The 11,962-nt window shown below is 66.9% G+C and carries 13 protein-coding genes and 1 pseudogene; 9 read left to right on the forward strand and 5 right to left on the reverse strand.

Annotated features, from left to right (window positions below; genetic code table 11):
- Positions 1 to 66: 66 nt before the first annotated feature.
- Positions 67 to 3,306, reverse strand: a complete 3,240-nt coding sequence (locus tag MMB92_RS34225) for an efflux RND transporter permease subunit (RefSeq protein ID WP_277563242.1) — start codon at positions 3,304 to 3,306, stop codon at positions 67 to 69.
- A 208-nt stretch (positions 3,307 to 3,514) separates the two neighbouring features.
- Here MMB92_RS34225 and MMB92_RS34230 point away from each other — a divergent pair, with 208 nt between their 5' ends.
- The 3 genes from MMB92_RS34230 (at position 3,515) to MMB92_RS34240 (ending at position 4,641) form a co-directional block, all read left to right on the forward strand.
- Entirely contained in the window at positions 3,515 to 3,760 is a 246-nt protein-coding gene (locus MMB92_RS34230) for an AbrB/MazE/SpoVT family DNA-binding domain-containing protein (RefSeq protein ID WP_012493780.1), read from the forward strand.
- Complete coding sequence (locus tag MMB92_RS34235) at positions 3,757 to 4,155, forward strand: type II toxin-antitoxin system VapC family toxin (protein ID WP_043205949.1); 399 nt, start codon at positions 3,757 to 3,759, stop codon at positions 4,153 to 4,155. Before MMB92_RS34230 ends, MMB92_RS34235 begins: the two co-directional genes overlap by 4 nt.
- A 180-nt stretch (positions 4,156 to 4,335) precedes the next feature.
- Positions 4,336 to 4,641: a DUF4148 domain-containing protein gene (locus tag MMB92_RS34240; RefSeq protein WP_034204054.1), complete on the forward strand. Its 306-nt coding sequence runs from the start codon at positions 4,336 to 4,338 to the stop codon at positions 4,639 to 4,641.
- Between the two features lie 71 nt (positions 4,642 to 4,712).
- Here MMB92_RS34240 and ansP read toward each other — a convergent pair whose 3' ends face one another.
- Positions 4,713 to 6,203, reverse strand: coding sequence for an L-asparagine permease (gene ansP, locus MMB92_RS34245; protein ID WP_062885715.1), 1,491 nt, complete (start codon positions 6,201 to 6,203; stop codon positions 4,713 to 4,715).
- A 471-nt stretch (positions 6,204 to 6,674) separates the two neighbouring features.
- On the opposite strand from ansP, the gene MMB92_RS34250 reads away from it, so the two are divergent.
- From MMB92_RS34250 to MMB92_RS34275, 6 genes are all read left to right on the forward strand, one after another.
- Entirely contained in the window at positions 6,675 to 7,481 is an 807-nt protein-coding gene (locus tag MMB92_RS34250) for a transporter substrate-binding domain-containing protein (protein WP_062885714.1), read from the forward strand.
- Positions 7,482 to 7,570: 89 nt separating this feature from the next.
- Positions 7,571 to 8,257 (forward strand): amino acid ABC transporter permease, encoded by a 687-nt coding sequence (locus MMB92_RS34255; RefSeq protein WP_006484385.1) that lies wholly within the window; start codon positions 7,571 to 7,573, stop codon positions 8,255 to 8,257.
- The gene (locus MMB92_RS34260; RefSeq protein ID WP_062885713.1) at positions 8,254 to 8,904 is read left to right on the forward strand and encodes an amino acid ABC transporter permease; all 651 of its coding nucleotides are present in this window, start codon (positions 8,254 to 8,256) and stop codon (positions 8,902 to 8,904) included. The genes MMB92_RS34255 and MMB92_RS34260 overlap by 4 nt, the downstream gene beginning before the upstream one ends.
- Positions 8,891 to 9,640 carry an amino acid ABC transporter ATP-binding protein gene (locus MMB92_RS34265; protein WP_006493844.1) on the forward strand — a complete coding sequence of 250 codons (750 nt, stop codon included), beginning with the start codon at positions 8,891 to 8,893 and terminating at the stop codon, positions 9,638 to 9,640. Before MMB92_RS34260 ends, MMB92_RS34265 begins: the two co-directional genes overlap by 14 nt.
- Positions 9,641 to 9,813: 173 nt before the next feature.
- The gene (locus tag MMB92_RS34270; RefSeq protein WP_062886082.1) at positions 9,814 to 10,092 is read left to right on the forward strand and encodes a DUF4148 domain-containing protein; all 279 of its coding nucleotides are present in this window, start codon (positions 9,814 to 9,816) and stop codon (positions 10,090 to 10,092) included.
- Positions 10,089 to 10,358, forward strand: a complete 270-nt coding sequence (locus MMB92_RS34275) for a hypothetical protein (RefSeq protein WP_012493778.1) — start codon at positions 10,089 to 10,091, stop codon at positions 10,356 to 10,358. The genes MMB92_RS34270 and MMB92_RS34275 overlap by 4 nt, the downstream gene beginning before the upstream one ends.
- Here the strand turns inward: MMB92_RS34275 and MMB92_RS34280 are convergent.
- From MMB92_RS34280 to MMB92_RS34290, 3 genes and pseudogenes are all read right to left on the reverse strand, one after another.
- Positions 10,286 to 11,428, reverse strand: coding sequence for an FAD binding domain-containing protein (locus MMB92_RS34280; protein ID WP_058903728.1), 1,143 nt, complete (start codon positions 11,426 to 11,428; stop codon positions 10,286 to 10,288). The two genes, MMB92_RS34275 and MMB92_RS34280, sit on opposite strands and share 73 nt — an antisense overlap.
- Before the next feature lie 42 nt (positions 11,429 to 11,470).
- A pseudogene (locus MMB92_RS34285) lies at positions 11,471 to 11,839 on the reverse strand (alpha/beta hydrolase); the annotation flags it as partial.
- Positions 11,840 to 11,962 (reverse strand): transposase (locus tag MMB92_RS34290; RefSeq protein WP_143329487.1); only part of this gene is annotated, 123 nt, incomplete at its 5' end.

Raw genomic sequence — 11,962 nt, forward strand, 5'->3', positions numbered from 1 at the left:
TCGAGTCGTTCATGATGGGTCCGGGGGCGGGCGAATCGAAGGATGAGAAGGGGCGGGCGTCCGCGCTCAACGCAGCGCCGGCGTATCGGGTGCGTGCTGCGCGTGCCGCGCTGCCGCGGCGTCGCGACGCCGGGCGAGCCACGCATGGACGAAGCCGAACAGCACCGGCACGAACAGCAGCGTCGACACCGTGCCGAACGCGAGGCCGCCGATCACCGCGCGGCCGAGCGGGGCGTTCTGCTCGCCGCCGTCGCCGAGGCCGAGTGCCATCGGCAACATGCCGATCAGCATCGCGAGCGCGGTCATCACGACGGGCCGGAAGCGGTTGAAGCCCGCGTCGAGCGCCGCTTGCCATGGCGGCGCGCCGGCCGCGAGCAACTCGCGCGCTGCGTTCACGACGAGAATGCTGTTCGCGGTCGCGATGCCGATGCACAGGATCGTGCCGGTCAGCGCGGGCACCGACAGCGTGGTGCGCGTGACGAACAGCATCCATGCGATGCCGGCGAGCGATGCCGGCAGCCCGCCGACGATCACGAGCGGATCGAGCCACGACTGGAAGTTCACGACCATCAGCAGGTAGACCAGCGAGATCGCGAGCGCGAGGCCGCCGAGCAGCCCCGCGAACGACTCGTGCATCGCCTGCACCTGGCCGCGCAGCACGATCGACGCGCCGGGCGGCAGTTGCGCGCGCGCGGCGTCGACGAGCTTCGTCACGTCGCCCGTGACGCCGCCGAGGTCGCGCCCCTGCACGGACGCGAAGATGTCGAGCACCGGCTGCACGTTGTAGTGCGACACCACGGCCTGCTGCGTCGCGCGCGAGAACGAGCCGAGCGCGCCGAGCAGGTTCTGCGCGGGCGCGCCCGCGGCCGGGCCGCCGGCCGGCGTCTGCGGCGAGCGGGCGGTGCCGGCGGGCAGCGGCACGTTCGCGAGCGACTGCAGCGAATTTACCGTGTACTGCGGCGTCTGCACGAGCACCGGGTAGCTGACGCCGTTGCGCGGATCGAGCCAGAAGTTCGGCGTCGTCTGCGAGCTGCCGGACAGCGCGATCAGCAGGTTCTGCGCGACGTCGCGCTGGTCGAGACCGGCCTGGATCGCCTTCGTACGATCGACGTTCACGTTGATAGCGGGTTCGTCGCCGGGCTGCTGGATGCGCGCGTCGACGAGCCCGCGCACGCCGCGCAGCTTCGTGAGCAGCGCGTTCGCGACCGCGCGGTTCTGGTCGAGCTTGTTGCCGACGATCTGGATGTCGATCGGCGCGGGCAGTCCGAAGTTGAGGATCTGGCTGACGATGTCGGCCGGCAGGAACGCGAACGTCACGCCGGGGAACGCCTGCGCGAGCACGTTGCGCAGCTTCGCGACGTACGCGGCGGTCGACGCGTGATCCGGCTTCAGCGTGACGAGCACGTCGGCGTCCTCGGTGCCGATCGGGTCCGACGAGTCGTACGTGAGGTTGATCCCGCTCACCGGCACGCCGATGTTGTCGAGCACGCCCGCGAGCTGGTTCGCCGGAATCACGCTGCGGATCTTCGTTTCCACTTCGTCGGTGAGCCGCGCGGTTTCCTCGATCCGCGTGCCGGTCGGCGCGCGCAAATGCAGGCGAATCTCGCCGGTGTCGACCGACGGAAAGAAGTCCTGCCCGGCGAACGCGTAGAGGCCCGTCGATGCGATGCAGGCGAGCAGGAACGCGGCCGCGAAGCGGCGCCGCCGCGCGATCGCCGCCGACAGCAGCGCGCGATAGCGCAGCCGCACGGCCTCGAAGCGATGCTCGAACGCGGCCTGGAACCGCGCGATGCGTGCGAATGCGCCGCGCGGCGGCCGGCCGCTGCCTTTGGCGCGCATCAGCGCCATCGCAAGCGTCGGCACCAGCGTGCGCGAGAAGAAGTACGACGCGATCATCGCGAAGATCACGGCTTCGGCGAGCGGCACGAACAGATAGCGCGCGACACCCGTGAGCAGGAACATCGGCACGAACACGATGCAGATCGACAGCGTCGACACGAAGGTCGGCACCGCGATTTCCCCCGCGCCGGTGAGGATCGCTTCGTCGAGCGGCGCGCCGAGCTCGAGATGATGCGTGATGTTCTCGATCGCGACGGTCGCGTCGTCGACGAGGATCCCGACCGCGAGCGCGAGCCCGCCCAGCGTCATGATGTTGATGGTCTGCCCGAGCACGGACAGCGCGAGCAGCGACGTGAGCACCGCGAGCGGAATCGTGATCGCGATGATCAGCGTCGCGCGCCAGCTGCCGAGGAACAGCAGGATCATCAGCGCGGTCAGGCATGCGGCGATCAGCGCTTCGCGCACGACGCCCTGGACCGCCGCCTTCACGAACACGGACTGATCGTCGAGCGGCGCGATGCGCAGCGTGTTCGGCAACCCGGCCGCGATCTTCGGCAGCATCGCCTTCACCTGGTCGATGATCGTCAGCGTCGATGCGCTGCCGGTCTTCTCGACCGTCAGCAGCGCCGCGCGCTTGCCGTCCACCCGCACGATGTTGGTCTGCGGCGCGTAGCCGTCGCGAACGTGCGCGACGTCGCGCACGTACACGACGTTGCCGCCGATCGTCTTCACCGGCAGGTCGTTCAGCGCGGCGACCGTCTGCGTGCTGCCGTTCATCTGCACGTTGTATTCGTGCGTGCCGATTTTCGCGGTGCCGCCCGGCAGGATCAGGTTCTGCGCGTTGATCGCGTTCACGACGTCGATCGGCGCGAGCCCCTTCGCCTGCAGCGCGTGCGTATCGAGATCGACGACGATCTGGCGGATCTTGCCGCCGAACGGCAGCGGCACCGCCGCGCCCTGGACGGTCGCGAGCTGCGTGCGGATGAAGCTGTTGCCGAGGTCGTACAGCTGCTGCTCGGCGAGCGTGTCGCTCGACAGCCCGAGCTGCAGGATCGGCACCGTCGACGCGTTGTACGTGATGATGTTCGGCGGCAGCGTGCCGGGCGGCAGGATGCGCAGGATCGACGCGGCGTTGCTCGCGGCTTGCGCGATCGCGCGATTGATGTCGGCGCCCGGGTGGAAGAACACCTTCACGACCGACACGCCGTTCAGCGATTGCGACTCGATGTGCTCGATGTCGTCGACGTCGGACGTGAGCGCGCGTTCGTAGTTCGACGTGATCCGCTTGGCCATGTCCTCGGCGGAGAAGCCGTTGTACGACCAGACGATGCTGACGACCGGAATGTCGATGTTCGGAAAGATGTCGGTCGGCGTGCGCAGCAGTGCCAGCGGCCCCGCGATGAAGATCAGCAGCGCGAGTACGACGAACGTGTAGGGCCTGCGTAACGCCAGCCGGACGATCCACATGATGGTGCTCCTCGAAGCAGGGCTCGGATGCGCATTCGATGCGACGAGCACGCAGTCTGCCGGCGCGGCGTTGACCCGACCCTGACTCGAGGATTACGAAACCGTTATCTGTGCGGGCGCACTGCAGCGTCGGCGGTGGTCGCCGGTAGCTCGCCCTTGCTTTTTCATATTCCTTACCATAAAGTAAGGAATATTGGAGGTGCCGCAAATGACAGCAGCTACTATTACTTCAAAGGGTCAGGTGACCATTCCGGTGGATGTACGCAATCAACTAGGCCTGGAGTCCGGAGACCGGATCGAATTCAGCTTCAACGAGGCAACGGGCCGGTATGAGATCTACCCGGCCACGCGCTCGCTCGCCTCGCTCAAGGGCATCGTGAAAAAGCCCGAGAAATCGGTGTCAATCGAGGACATGAATCGGGCCATCGCCGAACAGGGAGCGTCCGCGCGATGATAGGACTGGATCCGAACGTGCTGGTCCGCTATTTCGCTCAAGACGATGCCGTGCAATCAAAGAGGGCGACCGCGCTGATGGAGTCGTTGTCGGCGGAGCGTCCGGGGTACGTTTCGCAGGTGGCGCTGGTCGAGGTCGTCTGGGTGCTGGGACGTTGCTACGGCGTAGAGCGCGAACAGATAACAGACATCATCGACTCGATGACCGCTACGAAGGAACTGGCCGTTGAAGGCGCTGACACGGTGCGAAAGGCACTTCGCGTTTTCGCGGCATCACCGAAGGCGGATTTTGCGGATTGCCTGATCGAGCGGTCGGCACACGTCGTCGGGTGCGAGTACACAGCAACCTTCGACGTGGCCGCCTCAAAGGTCGCTGGCATGCGGTTGATAAAGTAATCACGGCGCAAGCCGACGATAGAAGAACGGGCGATCAGATAACAAAACCGTAATCGAAGCCTCACCTTCAGGAAAGCGCGCGAATCGCAGAATGGACTCAACTCTTCATCGCATCGATGGGGAGCGGAGGTCCGGCCTGATCTGCGGACGCGAACACGCCATCTTTGAGAGGTGAACATCATGAACAACCTGATTCGTGCAGTCCTGCTGTCCTGCGCACTGAGCGCACCGATCGTCGCATTTGCGCAAACCACCGACCATGCGGTTACCCGCGCCGAGGTGCGTGCCGATCTCGTCCGTGTCGAGAAGGCTGGTTATCGGCCGATCGGCACCGACCCGTACTACCCGGAGGACATCCAGGCCGCCGAAGCGAAGGTCGTCGCGCAGCAAGCGCAATCGGCCGCTGCCCAGCCGACCGACGCGGCCAGGACGGCGACATCATCGCTCGCGTCGCTCGACACGCAGCCGTTGTACGAGCATCACTGAGCGCGGTTGGCGACCGCCGTCGGAAACCCGGCGGCGGTTCCTTCAACGGACGGCGCGCATGCCGTAGCGAGTCAGTTCTCGCCTTTCTCGAGCACGTTCTGCGTGAGCGTGATCGACGGAATCGTCGGCTTGAGCAGCGCGCGGCGCGCGCGACGGCTCAGCCACTTCCAGCCGGCCACGAGCAGCAGCGCGACCAGCGGGATCGAGGCGATCGTCCACGTCCCGTTCGGGTAGTCGAAGGCCATCAACACCAGCACGCCGAGCAGGAACAGCAACGTGAGCCACGACGTGACGGGCGCGCCCGGCATCCTGAACGACACGTCTTCCACGTCGCCGCGCCTGACCGCGGCGCGGAACTTCATCTGGCACACGACGATGAAGCCCCAGGTGCTGATGATGCCCAGCGACGCGATGTTCAGCACGATCTCGAACACGCTCGACGGCACGAGATAGTTGAGCAGCACGCCGACCACGTAGATCGCGACCGTCACCAGAATGCCCGCGTACGGGACGGATTGCCCGCTCATTCGCGCGAGGAACGCGGGGGCGGAGCCGCCCATCGACAGCGAACGCAACACGCGCCCCGTCGAATACAGGCCGGAGTTGAGGCTCGACAGCGCGGCCGTGAGCACCACCAGGTTCATCACCGAGCCGATGCCCGGCACGCCGAGCGCGCCGAAGAACGTGACGAACGGGCTCTGGCCCGCCTTGTACGCGCTCCACGGCAGCAGGCAGACCAGCAGCACGACCGATGCGACGTAGAAGATCGCGATGCGCCAGATCACGTTGTTGATCGCGCGCGGCAGCACCTTGCGCGCATCCTTGCATTCGCCGGCGGCCGTACCGACCAGTTCGACGCCCGCGAACGCGAACACCACGCCCTGCACCAGCACCAGTGCCGGCATCAGCCCGTGCGGAAAGAACCCGCCGTTGTCGGTGATCAGATGCATGCCGGTGCCATGACCGGCGACCGGCATGCCCGTGCCGAGGATCGCCGCGCCGATCACGAGAAACAGCACGATCGCAGCGACCTTGATCAGCGCGAACCAGAACTCCATCTCGGCGAACCACTTCACGCCGATCAGGTTCATCGTCGCGACGATGCACAGCGCGACGAGCGCGAAGATCCACTGCGGCACGGCCGCGAACGGCGCCCAGTAGTGCATGTAGAGCGCGACGGCGGTGATGTCGACGATGCCGGTCATCGCCCAGTTCAGGAAGTACATCCAGCCGGCGACGAACGAGGCCTTTTCGCCGAGGAACTCGCGCGCGTACGACACGAAGCTGCCGCTGCTGGGGCGATGCATCACGAGTTCGCCGAGTGCGCGCAGGATCAGGAACGAAAACGCGCCGCACACCAGATAGACGATCGCGAGCGCCGGGCCGGCGGCCTGCAGCCGCGCGCCGGCGCCGAGAAACAGCCCGGTGCCGATGGCCCCGCCGATCGCGATCATCTGCACCTGTCGATTGCCGAGGGTCTGGTGATAGCCGGCTTCGTGCGATTCGAGCCAGCTGCGTTTGTCGGTTTCGCCGGTTGTCGACGGGTCGGGAATCGATGCCATGACGGTATCCTCGCGCGCGGATGGGATTGGATTCGCCTCGATCGCGGGACGATCGGGGCCACCGGTACCGGAGGAGCAGCGCACCGAATCGAGCGCGCCCGTCCTGATCGCGATTCGTCGGACGTGACGAAAGGCACGGTACGTCGCGAACGTATTCAGCCGTAATTCCCGTCACAAACGGAATGCAAATTTGGACTGGGCCTGTTCGAATCCGTGCATAGGGCCGCGGCGACGGGTGAACCAGATAGGTAATTTGGTGCGCCGGCGCGCGCTGCGAGGGCAACCGTTACCGACGGCGCCGGTTCGTGCACCGAAATGAGGAATTCGGCACGCCGAGCGGTTCGCCGAAATTTCCGTCTCGTGCCGGCGGGGCAAGCGTTTGACGGCAATGGCCCGGTTTTTGCTGGAGTGGTGTGGACCGCGCAATCGTTGCGCGTCGCTCGACGACATACCAGACAAGGAAGATTCACCGTGAGCCCGACGACCCGACCGTTCCCCCGACGCACCTGGCTGGCTGCGCTGCTCGCCGCCCCCGTGATCGCGCTGTTCGCCGCCGCGCCGGCCCATGCCGATGCGCTCGACACCATCGCGAAAAACGGCACGCTGCGCGTCGCGGTGCCCGAGGACTATCCGCCCTTCGGTTCGGTCGGCACGGACATGCAGCCGCAGGGCTACGACATCGACATGGCAGGACTCCTTGCCAAGGCGCTCGGCGTCAAGCTGAAGCTGGTGCCCGTAAACAGCGCGAACCGGATTCCGTACCTGACGACCAACAAGGTCGACATGGTGATCTCGTCGCTCGGCAAGACCCCGGAGCGCGAGAAGGTCATCGACTTCTCGAGCGCATACGCACCGTATTTCCAGGGCGTGTTCGGGCCGTCCGACGTAAAGGTGAGCACGCCGGCCGACCTCACCGGCAAGACGGTCGGCGCGACGCGCGGCGCGCTCGAGGAGATCGCGCTGTCGCAGCTCGCGCCGAACGCGACGATCAAGCGCTTCGAGGACAACAACGCGACGATCCAGGCGTTCCTGTCGGGGCAGGTCCAGTTGATCGCGGCCGGCAACATCGTCGCGGCGGCGATTCTCGCGAAGAATCCGCCGCGCCGCCCGGAGGTGAAGTTCGTGATCAAGAATTCGCCGTGCTTCGTCGGCGTCAACAAGAACGAACCACGCCTGCTCGCGAAGATCGACGATGCGATCGCGCATGCGAAGCAGGACGGCTCGCTGGGCGAGATGTCGCGCAAGTGGCTCGGCCAGCCGTTGCCGGCCGGACTGTGACGCATCGCCGTGTCGCCGGATACGTCGCCGCGGCCGGGGTGCCCGGCGTGGCGCGTGTCGTTGTCCGAACCTGAATTTATCCCCGTCCCATGAGCTACCAGCTTCAATTCGGCGAGCTCGCCGAGTACGTCGGCGTGTTCGCGAGCGGCGCGGCGATCACGCTCGCGCTGACCGCGGTTGCGACCGTGCTGGGCGTCGCCGTCGGCGTGCTCGGCGCGGCCGCGTACAGCGCCGACGCGCGCGCGGCCGTGCGACTGCGCCCGCTGATCGGCGCGTACGTCGAGGCGATTCGCAATACGCCGTTCGTCGTCCAGCTGTTCTTCATCTTCTTCGGCTTGCCGGCGCTCGGCGTGCACATCGACGAGTACACGGCCGCGATCCTCGCGATGACGCTCAATCTCGGCGCGTACTCGGTCGAGATCGTGCGCGCCGGCGTGGCCGCCGTGCCGAAAGGGCATCTCGAGGCCGCGTCCGCGCTGGCGATGTCGCGCGCGCAGATGCTGCGTCACGTCGTGTTGCCGCAGGCGCTCGCCAAGGTATTTCCCGCGCTGTCGAGCCAGATCGTGATCACGATGCTCGGCTCGGCCGTCGTGTCGCAGATCTCGGTGGCCGATCTGACCTATGCGGCCAGCTACATCCAGTCGCGCAACTTCCGCGCCTTCGAGACGTACTTCGTGATCACGCTCGCGTATCTGGCGATGGCGCTGCTGCTGCGCGCCACGCTCGGCGCGATGGGCCGCCGCCTGTTCACCCGTCGCGTGCGAGGTGCGCGATGACCGATTTCACGTTGGGGCAGATTCTCGCGAACCTGCTGCTGGCCGCGCGCTGGACGATCGTGCTGTCGATCGTGTCGTTCGTGACGGGCGGCCTGGTCGGCCTCGGCTTGCTCGTGATGCGCGTATCGGGCTCGACGGTGCTGCGCGGCTTCGCGAAGCTCTATATCGAGGTGTTCCAGGGCACCCCGTTGCTGATGCAGTTGTTCATCGTGTTCTTCGGCCTGCCGCTCGTCGGGCTCGACGTGCCGCCGTGGGTCGCGGCCACGGCCGGGCTCACGTTCTTCACCAGCGCGTATCTGGCCGAGATCTGGCGCGGCTGTGTCGAGGCCGTGCCGAAAGGGCAGTGGGAGGCGTCGGCCAGCCTGGCGATGAGCTACGTCGAGCAATTGCGTCACGTGATCCTGCCGCAGGCCGCGCGCATCGCGATCGCACCGACGGTCGGTTTCGGCGTGCAGGCCGTGAAGGACACGGCGCTGGTGTCGATCATCGGCTTCACCGAGCTGACGAAGGTCGGCATCGCGATCTCGAACGCGACGTTCCGGCCGTTCGTCGTGTATGGCCTCGTCGCGCTGATCTATTTCGCGCTCTGTTATCCGCTTACCCGTTATGCGCGCACGTTGCAAAGGAGATGGCATGCCGCTCGTTGAAACCCGGGGTCTCGAAAAGAACTTCGGCACCCATCATGTGCTCAAGGGCATCGATTTCTCCGTCGAGCGCGGGCAGGTCGTCTCGATCATCGGCCGCAGCGGCTCGGGCAAGAGCACGCTGCTGCGCACGCTCAACGGGCTCGAGAGCATCGACGCGGGCACGATCTCGGTCGACGGCGAACGCGTCGATGCACGGCATGCGGATTTGCGCGCGCTGCGGCTGAAGGTCGGCATGGTGTTCCAGCAGTACAACCTGTTTCCGCACCTGAGCGCGGGTCAGAACGTGATGCTCGCGCAGTCGGTGGTGAAGAAGGCGCACCGCCAGCAGGCACGCGCGATCGCGGAACTGATGCTCGAGCGCGTCGGCCTCGGCGACAAGTTCGACGCGTTTCCGGAACAGTTGTCGGGCGGCCAGCAGCAGCGCGTCGCGATCGCGCGGGCGCTCGCGATGAAGCCGAGCGTGCTGCTGTGCGACGAAATCACGTCCGCGCTCGATCCCGAGCTGGTCGGCGAGGTGCTGGGCGTGGTCGAGCAACTCGCGCGCGAGGACATGACGCTGATCATGGTCACGCACGAGATGAACTTCGCGCGTGCGGTGAGCGACCGGATCGTGTTCATGCATCAGGGGCGCGTGTGGGAGAGCGGGACGGCCGACGAGATCTTCGAGCGGCCGCAGACGGTGGAGTTGACGCGGTTTCTGGGCAGCGTCCGAAACACCGAAACCGTGACGCGCTGACCGGCGCTGCGGTGCAGCCCGGCCGCGATAGATGACAGGACCGTAATCGAAGCCTCACCTTCCGGAAAGCGCGCGAATCGCAGAATGGACACCACTCCTCATCGCATCGATGCGGAGCGGAGGTCCGGCCTGATCGGCGGACGCTAACACGCTATCTTCGAGAGGTGAACATCATGAACCACCTGATTCGTGCGGCATTGCTTTCCTGTGCGCTGAGCGCACCGATCGTCGCATTTGCGCAGACCACCGGCCATCCGGTCACGCGGGCCGACGTGCGCGCCGACCTGATTCAGGCGGAGCGCGACGGGTCGCTGCCGACGTTGAACACGGACTATCCGCCGAGCGCGCAGACGATCGCGCGCAATCGCGAGCTGTATGCGATCGCGCATGGCGGCCGGCACTCGGCAATGACCGCGACGTCGGGCGCCGTATCGACCGCGAGCGCGCAATGAAGCGGGGCGCCGTATCGAGACGCGTGACGGGGCTGGCGATCGCCGCGTGGCTCGCGGCGGTCGCGACCCCGGTTTTCGCGCGCGGGCAGCCGCAGCTGCCCGATGACGACGGCGGGCGCGCCAGCGTGCTGCGCGCACTGAATCCCGGATTCGATCCGCAGCGCCATGCAGTCGACCCCCGGCCGGCGCATGTTCACGCCGCGCCCATCAGCCGCGCGCCGAGTGCGATCCCGCGCGCGGCGATCGATGCGCTGGCGGCGCGCTGACGGGCGTCCCAGCCCGCCAGCGCGGCATCGAACGCGGCGCCGCGTGTGACTTTGCGCACTGCTTCGGCGAGGCCGACCGCGTCCTCCGCCGCTTTCGCGACGCCCGCCGCCGTGTGCGGGCGCACGATGCAGGCGGCATCGCCGAGCAGCACCGCGCGCCCGAAAGCCATCCGCTCGACCGCGAGATCGAGGATCGCCTGCGCGAACGGCGCGGTGGTTGCATCGACGAGCGCGGCGAGCGTCGGCGCGAGCATCCGGTCGGCGGCGTCGACGAGTTCCGCGCGGTGGTCGTCGCGCATCGCGCCGGGTGGCAGCGACCCGTCGCGTTGCGTGCCGTCGCGCGCAACGAACAGCGACGGCATCCGGTCGGATGCGAGACGCCGGTACCACACCCAGTTCACGCGCCGTTTGCCCGGTTCGATCGTGCCGTCGGCGCCGGGCACCAGATAGGTCAGGAACAGGTGCCGGTCGCCTTGCTGGAACGTGAAGCGTTCGCGCAGCAGAACCAGCACCTGCTCGGGCAGCGTGCGTTCGTCGACGAGCCCGCGCCACGCGACATAGCCCGCATACGTCGGCCGCACGTCCGGCAGCAATTGCGCGCGTACGGTCGAGCGGCCGCCGTCCGCGCCGATCAGCAGGTCGGCCGTCTCGGCGCGGCCGCTCGCGAAATGCGCGACGATCCGCTCGCCGTCCGGTTCGAACCGTTCGAACGCGTCGCCCGCGTGGATGACGCCGGCGGGCAGCGCACGCTTGAGCGCCGTGTAGATCACGTTCCAGCCCGTCTGCGTCTGCGGCATCGCGAAGCGCTGCACGATCCGGTCGTGCGCATCGACGTAGATCCGGTCGATCGAATCGACGCTTGCCTCGCGCGGCAGCGGCACACCGCCGAACGCGAACGCGCGCTCGATCGGCGGTTGCAGCACGATGCCGCCGCCGCGGCTGTCGAGTGCGTGCGGCGATTGCTCGAAGACGCGGACGTCCCAGCCGGCCGCGCGCAGCGCGGTCGCCGCGAACAGCCCGCCGACCGATCCGCCGGCGATGACGGCCTTGCGGCCCGCTCCGTGTTCCATCCGATGTTCCCCCCGATGATGCCGTGTGCGGCGCGCGTGGCGTCAGCCGGCCCAGCCGCGCAGGAAATCGAGCAGCAGCGCGTTCACGCGCACGGGCTGCTCCTCGTGCGGCAGATGCCCGCACTGCGCGATCGGCTCGGCACGCAGGTGGGTCGCCATGCCTTCCCATACGGCCTTCATGTCGAACATCTTGCCGACCGCGTAGAAATCCTCGCCCCAGATCGCCATGGTCGGGCACGCGATCCTGACGTCCGCATCGACGAGGTCCTGCTGCACGTCTTCCGCGTTCGCACGATAGTCGGCCAGCGCGCCGCGCACGGCCCCCGGGCGTCGGTACGCACGCACGTACGTGTCGAACGCATCGCCCGAGATCGCGTGCGGGTTGTAGCACCAGTCGGCGAAAAAGTAGGTTCATCGTGGATTACCGGGGAACGCGGCGCGGATCTTGAGGAAGAAGTATTCCTCGTCGCGGTACCCGTAAGCCCTGCGCTTGATGACCTTGATAGTGTTGTTGATTCCCTCGACGACGCTGGT

This window comes from Burkholderia sp. IO2, assembly GCF_029522185.1.
Taxonomy (GTDB): Bacteria; Pseudomonadota; Gammaproteobacteria; order Burkholderiales; family Burkholderiaceae; genus Burkholderia; species Burkholderia cenocepacia.